Here is a 15062-nt window from a genome sequence, read left to right on the forward strand (position 1 = left end):
TCAGATGCCGTCGGTCTGCACGTCTTCGCATTTCACCCGGCGGCGCTCATGCCACAGGCTCGTCAGGCCGCGTTTGCCGCATGCCAGCGCCACCTCGCGAAACTCATCCAGGCTCAACCCGTCGCGCTCCAGCATCATTTCCGCCGCCAGCTGCATATTGACGCCGGTCAGCACTTCACAATCGCCCTGCGCATCCGCCAGTTCGCAGGCGCTGCGAAACGGCGAGCCGCCGAGCATGTCGGTGAGAAACACCACGCCGTCCGGCTGCGCCACCGCCGCCAGCGCCGAGCGCAAGGCGTCGTTGAGCTGCGCGGTGCTCATCTGTTCGGGGAAATCGACCGCCGCGCAGTGCGGCTGCGGCCCCACCACCTGCTCCACCGCCTGCAACAGCCCGGTGGCGAAGCCGCCGTGGCCGGTAATCACAATGCCTGGCATAGCCCACTCCTCACAAAATGCCGATAAATTTGCCCGCCACGCCGATCGCTACGGTGACGCCAATCAGCTTAACCGGCGAGAAACCGCGCTTCATCAGGAAGAAAATGAGCAGCGTGAAGCACAGCGGCAACAGGTTGGGCATCAGCTTGTCCAACACGTCTGTCTGCAGCGCCACGCTGGCCTTGCCGGCATGCATGACCAGCGGCGTGGACAGGTGCACATACGAGGCCACCAGTGCGCCGATCACCGTCATGCCGACGATCGACGCGGCGTGAGAAATGCGCCGGGTGTGGGTCTTCAACAGCGCCAGCGCGCTGGTGCCGGCCTGATAGCCGTAGTGCGCCAGCCCAAAGCGCAGGCCGAAGTGAAACAGGTTGAACAGCAGCAGGAAGACGATCGGCCCGAACAGGCTGCCCTCCAGCGCCAGCGAAGCGCCTATCCCGGCGCAAATCGGCAACAGCGTCAGCCAAAACAGCGCGTCGCCGATGCCGCCGAGCGGCCCCATCAGCGCCACTTTCACCGCGCGAATGGTGGAGATCTTCTCCTTGTTCTGTTCCATCGCCAGCACCAGGCCGGACAGGAAGGTGACGTCGAACGGGTGCACGTTGATAAATTCCATGTGCATCTTCATCGAGTTGGCCAGATCCTGTGGGTTGCGGTGGATCTTGCGCAGCCCGGGGATCAGCTGATACAGCCAGCCGCCGGCCTGCATACGTTCATAGTTGAACGACGCCTGCAGCAGCAGCGAACGCCAGGCCATGCGGTTGATGTCGCCGCGCGTCAGCGCGTCGGCGGGCTGGCTGTCCAGATAGTCGTCCTGCTCCACCTGACTGGTGGCCAGCGCCTGCGCCATGCGTTGCTCGGCCTTTTGCGCCAGCATATCGTCGGAATCGTTAAATGCCATCTTCGGCATCCTCCTGCGGAGCGGGCCGGGCCGTCGCCTCTGCCGCGCCACGTTGCGTGTTGAAGAAGTCGATCAGGGCGATCGCCAGGGCACCCAGCGCCACCGCCAGAATCGGCAGCTTGAGGAACGTGACCGAGATGAAGCCAAGGATAAAATAGGCCACGTAGGTTTTTTTCATCATCACCTTCATCAGCAGCGAGAAGCCGATCGCCGGCATCATGCCACCCGCCACCGCCAGACCGTCCAGCAGCCAGCCCGGCGCTTTCTGCACCATGGCGCTGGCCGCATCGGCGCCGAAGTAAATCGGCAGGAATGCCACCACGAAATAGAAGATGAACAGGATGCTGATGCCGAGATAGTTCACCCGTTCGATGCCGCGCCAGTTCAGCTCCTTCACCATGCGATCGCAGCGGTGCATCATCGGCGAGAACAGCGTAAACAGCAGCGTAATGCAGCCCTGCACCGCAATCGAGAACGGTACCGCCACGCCGATCGCCACTTTAGGGTCGGCCTTGGTCAGAATGGCGAATGCGGTGCCGATCACACCGCCGATCACCACGTTCGGCGGTTGGGCGCCCGCCAGCGGCACCATCCCCATCCACACCAGCTCCAGCGTGCCGCCCACCAGCAACCCGGTGTAGACGTCGCCCAAAATCAGCCCCACCAGCGGCCCCATCACCACCGGCCGGTGGAAGTGGGTCAGGCCGTCGAACAGGTCAACCCCCGCCAACCCGGCCAACAGCGCAATCAATAACGCATCCGTCAACATGCTTTCCCCCAGGCTCAAAAGAGCAGTTTGCCGATCGCCTCGCCCGCCTCATCCGGCACCCGGCGCACTTCGCACTCCACGCCCAGCGCCGCCAGCGCGCGAAACGCGGCCACGTCGCCGTCGTCCAGCGACACCGTTTTGTGCACCTGCCGCTTCCCCTCGGCGAAGTGCATGTTGCCGACGTTGACGAACCGGATCGGCACCCCGCCGCGCACCAGCGTCAACACGTCCTGCGGCGTTTTGCACACCAGAAAAATCTTCTGCCGATCCGCCGCCTTGTGGATCACGTCGATGGTTTTCTGCAGCGTGAAGTAGCGAGTCTGCACCCCTTCCGCCACCACCATGTCCATCAGGTTCTGCTGCACCGGATCGGCGGCCGCCTCGTCGTTGGCCACCACCACCAGGTTGGCGCCGAGGGGGTTGGTCCAGGTCACGCCCACCTGGCCGTGCACCAGGCGATTGTCGATACGGGTCATTAAAATGTTCGGCATGTCAGCGGCCCTCCGGGTAGCAGGCGACGTGATAATCGTCGAGCACCTGCGTCACTTTATGCAGCACCCACTCCTGCGGATCGGCGCTCAATTCGCCGGCGTTCAGCGCCCGCGCCTGATCCGGCAGGTACTGGCTGAGCAGCGCCAACGGCGCCGGGCTGCGGCGCAGGTTGTCCAGCAAACCGTCGACCGCCTGCTGCACCTGCGGCTGCGGCCAGTAGTAACGCACCCGATCGCTCAGGCTGTAGTGGCGATCGAGATACTGCTGGTGCGGCGTACCGTGGTAGTAGCGGCTCCACTGCTGCGGCTGCTCGCGCATCACCTGCTCCAGCGTGGCGCACAGCTGCGCCGACTGGCGTTCCCCCAGCCATTCACGCTCAATGCGATCGAGGGCGAACAGCGCTTCGCGCAGCGCGAAGGTCAGCGCCGGCCCCACCTTCAGGATGGCGAAGTGATCGCGCACCAGTTGGCGGTAGGCCTGCGGTGGTTGGTAGTCCGTAGAGTGCGCTTCATAGATCATGCCCGGCTGCCGTTCGATGAAATGGCTCAATGCGTCGGCGCGCTGCGGTTGGTAATGCTCAACGCTGTGGTGATCGAACTCGACGCCCGGCTGTACCACCAGCGCGATAGTTCGCTGCCAGGCATCGTTCAGCTCGGCTTTTTGCCAGGCGATGCGGTGCGTTTCCAGCGTTTGCGCCACCGCCTGCGGCGTGGTGACCTGCAGACCCGCCAGCGCCTCCTGCGCGCCGCCCGGCACCGGCACTTCGGTGCCGATCACATAAACCGGCGCTTCGCCGCCGCTCTGCGCCCAGGCCCGCTCCGCCACCGCGCACAGGCGCGCCGCACGCTCGGCGACCGTGGCATCCCCCAGGGGCGAGGGTTCGCCGGCGCACGACATGGAACAATCGAGGTGAATTTTGCGAAATCCGGCGCGAACGTAATCGTCGATCAAGGTTTCCGCCAGCGCCATCGCCTCCTGAGCCGGGCGATCTTGCCAGGCGTTGGGCCCCAGATGATCGCCGCCCAGCCACACTCTCTCGCGCGCCAGGCCAACCTCATCCGCCAGGCGCCACAGCGCATCGCGGAACTGGGCCGCCGTTTGGCCGGTATAGCCGCCGAACTGATTGCCCTGGTTGGACGTCGCCTCTACCAATACCGGCGTGCCGCGCGCTTTGGCCTGCCGCAGCGCGGCCTTCAGAACCCAGGGATGGGCGGAACAGACGGAAAAGATCCCGACCGGCATACCGGCCTTGTGCTGCTCGACAAGCTCTAACAACTGCTGCATGAAGCCCCCATGCAGGCGCCCTGCTACCGATCGGCGATGATGACCTCCACGCCCAGCTCGGTTAACGCCCGCTCGTATTCGTCCGGAAGACGGCTGTCGGTGATCAGCCGATGGATTTGTCCGGCTTCGCGAATCATGCAAAAGCTCTTGCGACCGAATTTGCTGGCATCCGCCACCGCGATAATCTCGCGCGCCACCTCGCACATTACGCGATTGAGGTGCGCCTCACCGGGGTGAGGCGTGGTGATGCCGGCGCTCAGATCGAACCCGTCGACGCCCAAAAACAGCTTGTCGAAACGGTACTGACGCAATTGCTGCTCGGCAGCCGGACCGTAGAGCGAGTAAGAGTTGCGGCGCACGCTGCCCCCCAGCACCATGACCTCCACCCCGTCGTTTCCCGAAAGCTCGTAGGCAATGTTCAGCGCATTGGTCATCACCACCAGATCGCGCCGCCCCTTCAGGAACGGCACGATCTGCGCGGTGGTGGAACCGGAATCGAGGATCAGCGCATCGCCGTCGCGCACATAGCCGGCCGCCGCGTTGGCGATCAGCGTTTTGACGTCGCGATTCAACCGCCCTTTGTCCCGCAGCGGCCGATCGAAAGCGAATTGCTGATTGAGCATCGCGCCGCCGTAAGCGCGCAGCGCACACCCTTTTCGTTCCAGAAATCGCAGATCGTTGCGGATCGTCACCGTGGATACCGCAAACTGTTTGCTGAGCTGCTCCACGCGCACGCTGCCGTGCTCGCATAACAGATCGATGATGTGTTCACGTCGCTTTGCGGTATTCACTGGCATGAGCTGCGGTCCTCAGGTTTCCGGCATCGCCGGGGAGAAGATGGCTTTCGCTCTACTGCGCTGGCATTACAGCAAAGCGAAAGCAATGAAATTGTGATCGGGCTTACAGCCCCGTTTTAGCAAAAAAATCGCCAAAAAACCTTTCGAATCGAAACGGATCGAAAACCCAAAAAGCGGGTGGGAGGAAAAGTGAAATGCCATGACGGGCGCAAGCGCCGGAAGGCCACGGTGCCGACGGCGAGGAAAGCGAAAGCGGCGCATAGCGCGCCCCACGCCATGACTTTTAGTTCGCTCAGTGACCAGGATCACATAATGGCAATTATCCTGCGACCGGCAGGGGTTAACCGCCATCATCCCGCCGGCCCGTCCCCTTGTCAGCGTGAGCCATCTTCCCTACACTTGCGATCGGATACCGCCAATTTGTCGGTACGTAAGCGTTAACGTCAATCAACGCATCACGCCATGCAGCACTGATTGACTGCATGCCCTGGTGCGAGGAACCCATGCCGCAACCCGCTTCATCCCCAGCGTCCACCGCGACCCCGCGTCGCCGTTTACACCGCCCTGTCCTGCTGATCGTCGGCATTATGCTGATCGCGGCCAACCTGCGCGCCGCCCTGACCAGCGTCGGCCCACTGTTGGAGCAGATCCAGCAACAGCTGGCACTGTCCGCCACCGCCGCCGGCCTGATCAACTCGTTGCCGCTGATCCTGTTCGCCGTTCTCTCACCGCTGACGCCAACGCTGGCGAAACGCATCGGCATCGAGCGCACCCTGGGCCTCGCCCTCGCGCTGCTGGTCTGCGGCATCGCGCTACGTTCCCTGCCGCAAGACGCCATGCTCTGGCTGGGCAGCATCCTGATCGGCGCCGCCATTGCCTTTGCCAACGTGGTGCTGCCGACGCTGGTGAAAAGAGATTTCCCGCATCGCGCCGCCGCGATGATCGCCGCTTATGCGGCGGTGATGTCACTGGTTGCCGCCATCGCCTCAGGTCTGGCGGTGCCGCTGGCTACCTTGGCCGACCTCGGCTGGCGGTTCTCCTTGCTGTGCTGGGCTTTGCCCGCGTTGCTGGCGCTGCTGGTGTGGCTGCCGCAGCTGCGGCGCTCGGCCACTCCCGCCACCAAAGAACCGCAGCCGACGGAGCCACAGCGCTATCGTTCTCCCTGGGGCAGCGCGCTGGGTTGGCAAGTGGCGATGTTCATGGGGCTGCAATCGATCGCCTTCTACACCATCATCGGCTGGTTCAGCGCCTTTGCCGCCAGCCACGGCACTTCCGCCCAGCAGGCCGGATTCGAGCTGTTCGTTTACCAGGTGGTCGCGATCGTCGCCAACTTTGTCATGGTGGTGATTTTGCCGCGGGCGCGCGATCAGCGGGCAATCGCGCTGGGCAGTTCCCTGCTGATCTTCATCGGCGTCGGAGGATTATTGGTGCAACCCGCCAGTTCACTGGTGTGGCTGACGTTTGCCGGGTTGGGGGCGGGGAGTTCGCTGGTGCTGGCGCTGTCGTTCTTTGGCTTACGCAGCCAGCATCATCATCAGGCCACGCTGCTGTCGGGTATGGCGCAATCGGTCGGCTATTTGTTGGCGGCGCTGGGGCCCACGTTGTTCGGCCTGCTGCACGATCTGACGGATGGCTGGCGTTTGCCGCTGATCGCCCTGCTGTGCCTGACCGTTTTGCAGATGCTGTTCGGCGCATTGGCCGGCCGCAGCCGCGTGATCAGCTAGCGCCGTTGGGCGATGGGCCGCACTGGCTCAGGCGCGTTATCCAGCCACAAGTCTTCAATAAAGGCGCGTTGCTCATCGCTCAACACCCACGAAGGCGGAATTTTGGACTGCGCACGACGCTGTGCGCCCTCACGGTTTTTAGCCTGCTTTTTGTTCACAAGTCGCCTTCCTGCTTAACTTACTTAATTCAGTAACCAATAAATCACGGCGGCGGTGAACAGCCAGAACAACCCGCTACCGATAAATACACACAGCCATGCTCTACGTTTGATATCTGATCCATCCTTGCTCACCACAGCGCCCTCAACCAATAGATTAAACCATTTAAATGGTGATTATTGATCTGTTTTAACGATCGATAAAGTCGTTTTTTCCTATGGAAATTAAAAAAACAGCTGCTAGCCATAGACCTGCATCACCGCCTCAGTAAGAACGGCACCGTGGATATCACTGTTATCGGCAGGCGATAACTTGTATTGATAGGCGAACGAACGTGCAGTGTGCCACACCTTGAGAGGTCAAAATTAAACCACTGGTAAATGATTCAGCAGTCAATTATTTGACTGGCCGTAAGCCAAATCGGCAACAGACCGCGCTGAAGGCGGGGGAGAAAATGAAGCGACGTACTGGGATCATACGGAGAGAAGCACCGGCCCGTTTGGTTTCGCTCGGGCCGGCGTGAATTAACCGATTCTGCTGACGGAATCCCGGCTGGCGTGTTCACGCTCGCTGCCGATCAGCTCACGCAGGTGACCTGAACGCATCTCCAGCAACCGATCGGCGTGTTCGAAGTAGTGATCGTCATGGCTGATGGCAAACACCGTTTTGCCCAGCGCGCGCAATTCAGGCAACAGCTCGCGATAGAAAATCCGCCGGAACTGCGGATCCTGATCTGCGGCCCATTCATCCAACAGCAGGATATCGCGCTGCTCTGCCACCGCCAACAGCAGAGCCAGGCGTTTACGCTGCCCCTGCGACAGCTGCGGGTTGGTCACCCTGGTGCCGTCGAACTGCAGTTTGCTTTTCATATTCAACCGCTCGAGCCAGCCGGAGACCAATTTCGCATCGGGTTCACCGCCTTCCGGCCCTTGCAAGCGATCGAACTGATGAAAATCGGTGAAAATCGCCGAAAACAGCCGACGGTAGTCCGGCATATCCGCCGCGGTCTGTGCGACGCCATCCAGAACGATGTGCCCGCTCACCGGTTGGTACAACCCGGTCAACAACATCGCCAGCGTTGACTTGCCACTGCCGTTGCCGCCGATCAGAAAGACCAGCTCACCACGGCGCAGCGTCAGATTGAGCGGCCCGACGGCAAAACCGGGCTGCTGTTCGGTATCCGCATAGTGAAAAACCACGTCGCGTAGCTCCAGCGTCTGCCAGGAACGGCTGACGGCGGCAGGAAACGCCGCTTGATACTCGGCCAGGCGCAGCGTCTTCAGCTTGTTAAAGGCCACTTCGGCGCTGACCAGCGTCGGAAACGCCCCGACCGCCTGCAGCAATGGCGTGCGCAAGAACAGCAGCGTCAGTGAATAGGTAGCGGCCACCGCCGAGTCCGCCCATCCCAGACTGTTGGCCATAAAGAACACCAGCCCAATCGCGCCTAACATCATGATATTTGACCAGTTGAGCGCGCTCAAATGGAAGGTGTCGGCGCGAATGATATGGTAGCGATAAGCTTGCGCATCGGGCTGATAGGCCTGTTCGTACAGCGCCTGCGCCCGCTTGCGGTTCAACGTCAGCTCCTTGCGACCGTCAATCACCGACTCATAACGATGATAGAGACGCTCTTCAGACTCACGCAAACTGGCCATATGGCGATAGACCCGCGACACCAGACAGCCGCTGCCCACGACGGTCACCGCCACCCAGACTGCCGTGACCGCCAGCATTTTCGGCGATAGCCACCCCAGATAGGCCGCCGCCCCCAGGGTTAAAATCACCCCCTGCACCAGTTCAGGCAAGCGCACGAAGGCGACGGTGATATTGCGAATATCGCTCGACAGGCTGGCCAGCAACGAGGCGCTGCCCAACTGTTCGAGGCGTTCAATATCGGTATCCAAAATGCGCTTCACCAGTTGCCCGCGCAGGCGATAGACGAAGTAATGGCCCAATGTCGTCAGCGCCAATTGCGAGCCCAGCGTGACCGCTATCAACAATGCCAGCAGGGCGAGAAACACCGGCAGCACGGCCAATGCATCACCGCCGGCGTCCATCAGGTATTGATTGATAAATGCAATAATACCGATGCCTAAGCCGGCGCTGGCCAGGGTCAGCGCCATGACAGCCAGAAATGGCCAACGGTACTGGTGATAAACCACCCGTAGCAGTTCCATGAAAAAACCTCTGAAGTCGCGATCTGGCAGGCATTGTAAGCGGCGTGAGAATGAGATCAAGACGAATTCTCATTGTTCACGCGGCCTCCGATTGCGGCGCCAATGGCACTTTGATGATTGCTTATTGAAACGAGAGACTTACACTGACGCCTCTTTCCGCTGAAGGGAACAGCCGATTATGCTCGCCACTCACGAATACGCCAATGACCTGATTCTGTTCGCCCTGATTGTCGACTGCGGCTCGTTCAGCAAGGCCGCGGAGAGCGCCGGCATCACCAGCTCGGTGGTCAGTAAACGCATCGGGCGGCTGGAAAAATCGCTGGGCGCCCGGCTGCTGTACCGCACCACCCGCAGCCTGACGCTGACCGAGAGCGGCCAGGCGCTCTACCAGCAGGCCAAAGAGATCGGCGCCAAAGTGCAGGAGGCGCTGTACGCCGTCAGCGAAAAGAGCGAAGAGTTGACCGGCACCATTCGCATGTCGGTGCCGACCATTTCGGGCGAGCTGCTGCTGAGCGAGAGCGTGGCGGAATTTTGCGCTCTGCACCCCAGCCTGAAGGTCGAGATGCGGCTGGAAAACCGCTTTGTCGATCTGGTGGAAGAAGGTATCGATCTGGCGATCCGTACCGGCACCATGCCGGATTCGAGCCTGATTGCCCGGCCGATCTTCGATTCCCGCTGGGTGATCGTCTGCTCGCCGGAGTACCTGGAAAGCCACCCGGAACCGCGCAGCGCCGAAGACCTGCTTGGCCACAACTGCCTGACCTACACCTATCAGGAGAGCGGCACCGCCAATTGGCTGATGAAACGGCCGGGGCGCAACGAAATCTACGAGCTGCAGGTTAACGGCAATCTGTCGGCCAACAACGCGCGGGCGATCCGCAAAGCGGTGATCGGCGGCCACGGCATCGCCATGGTGCCGCGCTGCATGGTGTATGAGGATCTGCAGGACGGCAAACTGACGGAGATCCTGGCCGGCCACTGCGGCAAAGTATTGGGCATTTACGCCGTTTATCCTTACACCCGCAATCTGCCGTTAAAAACCCGTTTGCTGATCGAACATATCATCGGTTCCTACCAAAATATCAGCCATTATTTTTGAGTTCCCCCGCCCTGATTATTTCCCTGCGGCCGCAAAAAGCCGCGGGGATTACCGCATTTTTGGACATAATCTATTGAACATTACCGCTTAATTAATGTGAACCCGCGCATTCATCACACAAAATCCCTTCCTATCAAACTGATTTTAAAGCAGTTAATTTAACCCCTCCTGCCGGCTAGTTTCCCGCCGCCGGCGCCGTTCGCCGATGTTAAAAAATTACCGCATGGCATCGTCGTCAACGTTGTGATTAGAATGAAAATGTTGCGGTAATTAACCTTTCAGCTACATATCTCTGCCCATAAAAATAATAACCCTGAGGATCTTATGCCCCTGCTTTTCAGTATTGCGCCCATCGTCCTGCTGATTTGGATGATGACCAAAAGGAATGGTGTGCCCTCTTACCTCGCCCTGCCGCTGACGGCCGCCGTGGTGTATGCCGTGCAGCTCCTGTGGTTCGATGCCTCGCTGCGGCTGCTGCATGCCAATATCATCACCGCGCTGGTGTCGACGCTGACGCCGATCACCATCATCGCCGGCGCCATCCTGCTCAACAAACTGATGCAGGTAAGCGGCGCGGAAAACGCGGTGCGCCGCTGGCTGGAAACCATCAGCCCCAATCCCGTGGCCCAGCTGATGATTATCGGCTGGGCGTTCGCCTTTATGATTGAGGGCGCCAGCGGCTTCGGCACCCCGGCTGCCATCGCCGCGCCGATTCTGGTCGGGCTGGGCTTCAACCCGCTGCGCGTCGCCCTGCTGACGCTGGTGATGAACTCGGTACCGGTCTCCTTCGGCGCCGTGGGCACCCCCACCTGGTTCGGCTTTGCCAATCTCGGCCTGTCGGACACCAGCCTGCTGGAGATCGGCCGGCAAACCGCGCTGATCCACTTCGTCGCCGGCTTCGTCATTCCTCTGCTGGCGCTGCGCTTTATCGTTTCCTGGCAGGATATCCGCCGCAACCTGCCGTTTATCCTGCTCAGCGTGCTGAGCTGCACCGTGCCTTATCTGCTGCTGGCTCAGGTGAACTATGAATTCCCGGCGCTGGTCGGCGGCGCGATCGGCCTGGCGCTATCGGTGCTGTTGGCACGCTGCGGCATCGGCCTCGCCCGCAGCGACAAATCGCAGAGCGCCGGGCAGGCGGTGCCGTTCTTGCAGGTGGTCAAGGCCATGACCCCGACCCTGCTGCTGATTGCTATTCTGATAGTGACGCGCGTCCATCAGCTGGGCCTGAAGGCGCTGCTCAACAACACCGCGCTGCTGTGGCAGGAAAAGCTCGGCTGGCTCGGGGAGCTGCGCATCAGCCGGGCGCTGATCGTCGAACTGCAGCAGGTGCTGGGCACCTCCGCCGCCGCCGGCTACAAAACGCTGTATGTCCCGGCGCTGATCCCGTTCCTGCTGGTGGTGTTGCTGTGTATTCCGCTGTTCCGTCTGAATGGCGGCCAGGTGCGGCAAATGTTCAGCGAAACCGGCGGGCGCATTGCGCGGCCCTTTATTGCGCTGTTCGGCGCGCTGGTGATGGTCAACCTGATGATGCAGGGCGGCGACAACGCGCCGGTGATCCTGATCGGTAAAGCGCTGGCGGCGCTGACCGGCGAGAGCTGGCTGCTGTTCTCGTCGTTCCTCGGCGCGCTGGGCTCGTTCTTCTCCGGTTCCAATACCGTCTCGAACCTGACCTTCGGCGGCATTCAGCAGTCGATCGCCCAGAGCAGCGGCCTTGACGTCAATCTCACGCTGGCCTTGCAGTCCGTCGGCGGCGCCATGGGCAACATGGTGTGCCTGAACAACATTATCGCCGTCTGTTCGATCCTCGGGATCGGCAACGCCGAAGGCAAAATCATCAGAAAGACCGTGCTGCCGATGCTGGCGTACGGCGGGATCGCGGCCGGCATGGCAGCGATCCTCACGCTCTGACTGAACACTCGTTATCGCAAGCAAGACAAGAAGGTAAACACTATGATCATCTCCGCGTCAACCGACTACCGGGCCGCCGCCCAGGCTAAACTGCCGCCGTTTCTGTTTCACTATATCGACGGCGGGGCCTACGCGGAGCATACGCTGAAGCGCAATACCGACGATCTGGCCGATATTGCCTTGCGCCAGCGCGTGCTGCGCAATATGTCCGAACTCAGCCTGGAGACCACGCTGTTCGGCGAGCAGCTGGCGATGCCGGTGGCGCTGGGGCCGGTGGGGTTGACCGGCATGTACGCCCGCCGCGGCGAAGTGCAGGCCGCGCGTGCCGCGGCTAAAAAAGGCATTCCGTTCACGCTGTCCACCGTGTCGGTCTGTCCGATCGAAGAGGTGGCGCCGGCGATCGATCGGCCGATGTGGTTCCAGCTTTACGTGCTGAAAGATCGCGGCTTTATGCGCAATGCGCTGGAGCGCGCCAAGGTCGCCGGCGTGAAAACGCTGGTGTTTACCGTAGACATGCCGGTGCCCGGCGCCCGTTACCGCGACGCCCACTCAGGGATGAGCGGCCCTAACGCCGCGCTGCGCCGCGTGCTGCAGGCATTTGCCCATCCGCAGTGGGCCTGGGATGTCGGCCTGCTCGGCAAGCCGCACGATCTGGGCAACGTCTCGGCCTACCGCGGTAAACCCACCAGCCTGGAAGACTACATCGGCTGGCTGGGCGCCAACTTCGATCCGTCGATTTCCTGGAAAGATCTGGAGTGGATCCGCGAATTCTGGGACGGCCCGATGATCATCAAAGGCATTCTGGATCCGGAGGACGCCAAAGACGCGGTGCGCTTCGGCGCCGACGGCATCATCGTCTCCAACCACGGCGGCCGCCAGCTGGACGGCGTGCTGTCGACCGCGCGCGCCATGCCGGCGATCGCCGACGCGGTGAAAGGCGACATCACCCTGCTGGCCGACTCCGGCATCCGCAGCGGCCTGGACGTGGTGCGCATGATCGCCCTGGGGGCCGACAGCGTGCTGCTGGGGCGCGCCTTCGTCTATGCGCTGGCGGCGGCCGGCGAAGCCGGGGTGGCTAATTTATTGGATCTGATCGACAAGGAAATGCGCGTCGCCATGACGCTCACCGGCGCGAAAACCATTGCGGAGATCAACGCCGGATCGCTGGTCAGAAACGCCTGAATCAAAGCGGCTGCACGCCTTCCGGGTAGGCGTTGTAGCTCATCTTGCTGATGAAGGCCCCGGCCGGTGACACCAACACCCGGCCGACGGCATCCAGCCCGAGGAAGGTGCCGGTGCAGCGCCCGGAAATAAAGTCGAAGAAGAACACCGAGCACACCGGGATAATCTTTTCCCGGAAGGTGAACAGGAACATCTCGTCCTCAAACTTGTAGTAGGTGGCATAGTCCATATCGCCGTGGCCGAATTGCTCGCCGCGCAGGTTTTGCCAGGCATAGCGCTCGGTGTTGACATAGAAGTGTTCGTAATAGTGGTTGGGGCTGTAGACGTTCAGCGTACGATAGCCGATCAGCTCGCGGGTCAGATGCGGCGCAGCGCCACCCGGCATGACGCCGACAATCTGGCCGACGTGGAAACTTTGCTTGAGGCGCGAGCCCTTTTCCACCGTCTGTTCCGGCAACAGCGTGCTGCGCACCAGCAGCGCCCGGCCGCTGTCACGATTGAGTACCAGCGTCAGGCACTCGTTGCCCGGCGACTGCAGCGGAATATTGAAGAAATAGCGCGCGGCGGAGGTTTGCACTTCTTCGTAAGCGTCCTCACCGCTCTCCCCTCCCCAGGCCCACAGCACCCGTTGCCGATCGGCACTGAAACGCAGCGTGATTTCCCCGTCGTTGTCAAAGGCGATCTGCAGCGTTTTGCCCCGCCACTCCTGGGTGCCCGGCAGGCGGTTAGTGTCGATACCGCGCGCGAAATCGTCGTAATTCTTCCAGTCCGGCTCGGCATTTTGATTCAGTACGGATTGTTCTGCTGACATCTTCGTTCTCCTTGATCGAATGGGATGAAAACCGCCTCAAACGTCGGCGACGCTCGCCGGTTTCACCGCTCTGCGGCTCACCACCGCGGGGGCAGTTTCATCGAGAAAACAACTCAGTACGCCTGCGCACACGGCGCCGGCGGCCGCCAGCCACATCACGCTGACCAGCCCGTAGCGATCGGCGATCAGCCCGGCGATAAACGGCGCCAGACAGCCGCCAATCACCTCACCAATCCCCATCACCAGCCCCAACGCGGTCGCGATGCGGGCCGGCGATACCGTTTCCGACGGGATGGTGGCCATAAACAGCGTGAAGCAGCCAAGGCCGGTATAAGACAGGAACACCAGCACGCCCAGCAGCCACGGGTTATCGACGTAGCTCAGGAACAGCGGGCAGCACACCGCCAGCAGCGAAAAGAAGATCAGCGTCGGCTTGCGGCCGAGGCGATCGGAAATCGCCGGCACCGCCACACCCCAGAGCACCCAGGCGGCGCCGATGGCGCTCATGATGCCGCCCATCGTGCCTTCGCCGAAGCCGCGGTCGGTCACCAAAAAGTTGGGGGTGAAGGTAATGATGATCATGAACCAGGTGACGAACACGCAGGAAATCAGAATGCACAGCGCCACATTCTTGATTTTAAACAGCTCGCCGTAAGCGGCTTTGTTCGCCGCCTTGCCGGCCGCCGGCGCGGCGCTGAAAGCGGGATCCTTCTTGCCGTTCACATAGCGATAGATCAGCCACGCCAGAATGATGCCCGGCACGGCGGTCAGATGAAACGCCATACTCCAGCCCCATTTCTGCGCCAGATAGATGATCAACGGCGGCGCGATAATGCCGCCCAGCAGCCCCGGCGCCGCCCCCTGGATCAGCCCCATGTTGAAGCCACGGCGCTGCGGCTGCGATTTTTCCACCATCAGCGATTGCGCGATCGGCAGCACCGGCCCTTCGGCGATCCCCATCAGCGCGCGGAAGATCAATAACATGGCAAAGCCGCTGACTAGCCCCGACAGCGCGGAGAACAGCGAAAACACCAGGATCGACAGGATCAGCATCGGTTTACGGATATTAAAGCGATCGGCAATCGCCCCCAGCCCCGCCCCGGACAGCGCCCAGGTCAATGCCAGCACCGCCGACAGCGTGCCAAGATGCACGTTGCTCAGCTTCAAATCGGCGGCGATCATCGGAAACAGGAAAGAGATAGTCAGGCGATCGACGAACACGCAGCCGAACACGAAAAATAAAATAATCAGCAATCGGTTCTCTTCGCTCAATCGCGAGCGCTGCCCTGGCGAGTTATTCATAGCGTCATTGGTCCATAAG

General features: G+C 61.3%; 15 protein-coding genes. 4 read left to right on the forward strand and 11 right to left on the reverse strand.

What is annotated here, in order from left to right:
- Genes agaF through agaR form a run of 6 tightly spaced genes read right to left on the reverse strand, consistent with a single transcriptional unit; the run spans position 1 to position 4681 of the window.
- A complete protein-coding gene (gene agaF / locus HMPREF3138_RS01290; RefSeq protein ID WP_033635782.1) occupies positions 1-435 on the reverse strand; it encodes a PTS galactosamine/N-acetylgalactosamine transporter subunit IIA in 435 nt (144 codons plus the stop codon).
- A 10-nt stretch (positions 436-445) separates the two neighbouring features.
- Complete coding sequence (locus HMPREF3138_RS01295; RefSeq protein ID WP_038878643.1) at positions 446-1339, reverse strand: PTS system mannose/fructose/sorbose family transporter subunit IID; 894 nt, start codon at positions 1337-1339, stop codon at positions 446-448.
- A complete protein-coding gene (gene agaW, locus HMPREF3138_RS01300; protein WP_019455697.1) occupies positions 1329-2108 on the reverse strand; it encodes a PTS N-acetylgalactosamine transporter subunit IIC in 780 nt (259 codons plus the stop codon). Before agaW ends, HMPREF3138_RS01295 begins: the two co-directional genes overlap by 11 nt.
- A gap of 14 nt (positions 2109-2122) precedes the next feature.
- Positions 2123-2599, reverse strand: coding sequence for a PTS N-acetylgalactosamine transporter subunit IIB (agaV, locus tag HMPREF3138_RS01305; protein WP_070558749.1), 477 nt, complete (start codon positions 2597-2599; stop codon positions 2123-2125).
- A 1-nt stretch (position 2600) separates the two neighbouring features.
- On the reverse strand, positions 2601-3884 hold the full coding sequence (locus tag HMPREF3138_RS01310; protein WP_070558751.1) for a D-tagatose-bisphosphate aldolase, class II, non-catalytic subunit: 1284 nt from the start codon (positions 3882-3884) through the stop codon (positions 2601-2603).
- A 23-nt stretch (positions 3885-3907) separates the two neighbouring features.
- The gene (agaR, locus tag HMPREF3138_RS01315; RefSeq protein WP_049193857.1) at positions 3908-4681 is read right to left on the reverse strand and encodes a transcriptional repressor AgaR; all 774 of its coding nucleotides are present in this window, start codon (positions 4679-4681) and stop codon (positions 3908-3910) included.
- Between the two features lie 503 nt (positions 4682-5184).
- Between agaR and HMPREF3138_RS01320 the strand changes: the two genes are divergently transcribed.
- Positions 5185-6405: a CynX/NimT family MFS transporter gene (locus HMPREF3138_RS01320; protein WP_049193858.1), complete on the forward strand. Its 1221-nt coding sequence runs from the start codon at positions 5185-5187 to the stop codon at positions 6403-6405.
- Here the strand turns inward: HMPREF3138_RS01320 and HMPREF3138_RS26610 are convergent.
- From HMPREF3138_RS26610 to HMPREF3138_RS01325, 3 genes are all read right to left on the reverse strand, one after another.
- Complete coding sequence (locus HMPREF3138_RS26610) at positions 6402-6563, reverse strand: hypothetical protein (protein ID WP_162838242.1); 162 nt, start codon at positions 6561-6563, stop codon at positions 6402-6404. The genes HMPREF3138_RS01320 and HMPREF3138_RS26610 overlap by 4 nt on opposite strands.
- A gap of 24 nt (positions 6564-6587) precedes the next feature.
- On the reverse strand, positions 6588-6701 hold the full coding sequence (locus HMPREF3138_RS24955) for a YmiA family putative membrane protein (protein WP_048234622.1): 114 nt from the start codon (positions 6699-6701) through the stop codon (positions 6588-6590).
- Positions 6702-7088: 387 nt separating this feature from the next.
- Positions 7089-8741, reverse strand: coding sequence for a multidrug ABC transporter permease/ATP-binding protein (locus tag HMPREF3138_RS01325; RefSeq protein WP_048234623.1), 1653 nt, complete (start codon positions 8739-8741; stop codon positions 7089-7091).
- A gap of 178 nt (positions 8742-8919) precedes the next feature.
- Here HMPREF3138_RS01325 and HMPREF3138_RS01330 point away from each other — a divergent pair, with 178 nt between their 5' ends.
- The 3 genes from HMPREF3138_RS01330 (at position 8920) to lldD (ending at position 12930) form a co-directional block, all read left to right on the forward strand.
- Positions 8920-9840, forward strand: coding sequence for a LysR family transcriptional regulator (locus HMPREF3138_RS01330; protein WP_048234624.1), 921 nt, complete (start codon positions 8920-8922; stop codon positions 9838-9840).
- 324 nt (positions 9841-10164) lie between these two features.
- Complete coding sequence (locus tag HMPREF3138_RS01335) at positions 10165-11748, forward strand: L-lactate permease (RefSeq protein WP_049193861.1); 1584 nt, start codon at positions 10165-10167, stop codon at positions 11746-11748.
- Between the two features lie 42 nt (positions 11749-11790).
- A complete protein-coding gene (gene lldD / locus HMPREF3138_RS01340; RefSeq protein WP_049193863.1) occupies positions 11791-12930 on the forward strand; it encodes an FMN-dependent L-lactate dehydrogenase LldD in 1140 nt (379 codons plus the stop codon).
- Between the two features lies 1 nt (position 12931).
- On the opposite strand, the gene HMPREF3138_RS01345 is transcribed toward lldD, so the two are convergent.
- Both HMPREF3138_RS01345 and HMPREF3138_RS01350 read right to left on the reverse strand, forming a co-directional pair.
- On the reverse strand, positions 12932-13741 hold the full coding sequence (locus HMPREF3138_RS01345; RefSeq protein WP_049193865.1) for a MoaF C-terminal domain-containing protein: 810 nt from the start codon (positions 13739-13741) through the stop codon (positions 12932-12934).
- 36 nt (positions 13742-13777) lie between these two features.
- A complete protein-coding gene (locus HMPREF3138_RS01350) occupies positions 13778-15043 on the reverse strand; it encodes an MFS transporter (RefSeq protein ID WP_060434868.1) in 1266 nt (421 codons plus the stop codon).
- Positions 15044-15062 lie beyond the last annotated feature (19 nt).

The organism is Serratia sp. HMSC15F11, assembly GCF_001808215.1.
Classification (GTDB): Bacteria; Pseudomonadota; Gammaproteobacteria; order Enterobacterales; family Enterobacteriaceae; genus Serratia; species Serratia nevei.

What these genes read in the sequence shown, in the direction of transcription:
- lldD (WP_049193863.1), top strand. Translation starts at nt 11,791, where the DNA reads ATGATCATCTCCGCGTCAACCGACTACCGGGCCGCCGCCCAGGCTAAA.
- HMPREF3138_RS01330 (WP_048234624.1), top strand. Translation starts at nt 8,920, where the DNA reads ATGCTCGCCACTCACGAATACGCCAATGACCTGATTCTGTTCGCCCTG.
- agaF (WP_033635782.1), bottom strand. Translation starts at nt 435, where the DNA reads ATGCCAGGCATTGTGATTACCGGCCACGGCGGCTTCGCCACCGGGCTG.
- HMPREF3138_RS01350 (WP_060434868.1), bottom strand. Translation starts at nt 15,043, where the DNA reads ATGAATAACTCGCCAGGGCAGCGCTCGCGATTGAGCGAAGAGAACCGA.
- agaV (WP_070558749.1), bottom strand. Translation starts at nt 2,599, where the DNA reads ATGCCGAACATTTTAATGACCCGTATCGACAATCGCCTGGTGCACGGC.
- HMPREF3138_RS01335 (WP_049193861.1), top strand. Translation starts at nt 10,165, where the DNA reads ATGCCCCTGCTTTTCAGTATTGCGCCCATCGTCCTGCTGATTTGGATG.
- HMPREF3138_RS01345 (WP_049193865.1), bottom strand. Translation starts at nt 13,741, where the DNA reads ATGTCAGCAGAACAATCCGTACTGAATCAAAATGCCGAGCCGGACTGG.
- agaW (WP_019455697.1), bottom strand. Translation starts at nt 2,108, where the DNA reads ATGTTGACGGATGCGTTATTGATTGCGCTGTTGGCCGGGTTGGCGGGG.
- agaR (WP_049193857.1), bottom strand. Translation starts at nt 4,681, where the DNA reads ATGCCAGTGAATACCGCAAAGCGACGTGAACACATCATCGATCTGTTA.
- HMPREF3138_RS01310 (WP_070558751.1), bottom strand. Translation starts at nt 3,884, where the DNA reads ATGCAGCAGTTGTTAGAGCTTGTCGAGCAGCACAAGGCCGGTATGCCG.
- HMPREF3138_RS01295 (WP_038878643.1), bottom strand. Translation starts at nt 1,339, where the DNA reads ATGGCATTTAACGATTCCGACGATATGCTGGCGCAAAAGGCCGAGCAA.
- HMPREF3138_RS01325 (WP_048234623.1), bottom strand. Translation starts at nt 8,741, where the DNA reads ATGGAACTGCTACGGGTGGTTTATCACCAGTACCGTTGGCCATTTCTG.
- HMPREF3138_RS01320 (WP_049193858.1), top strand. Translation starts at nt 5,185, where the DNA reads ATGCCGCAACCCGCTTCATCCCCAGCGTCCACCGCGACCCCGCGTCGC.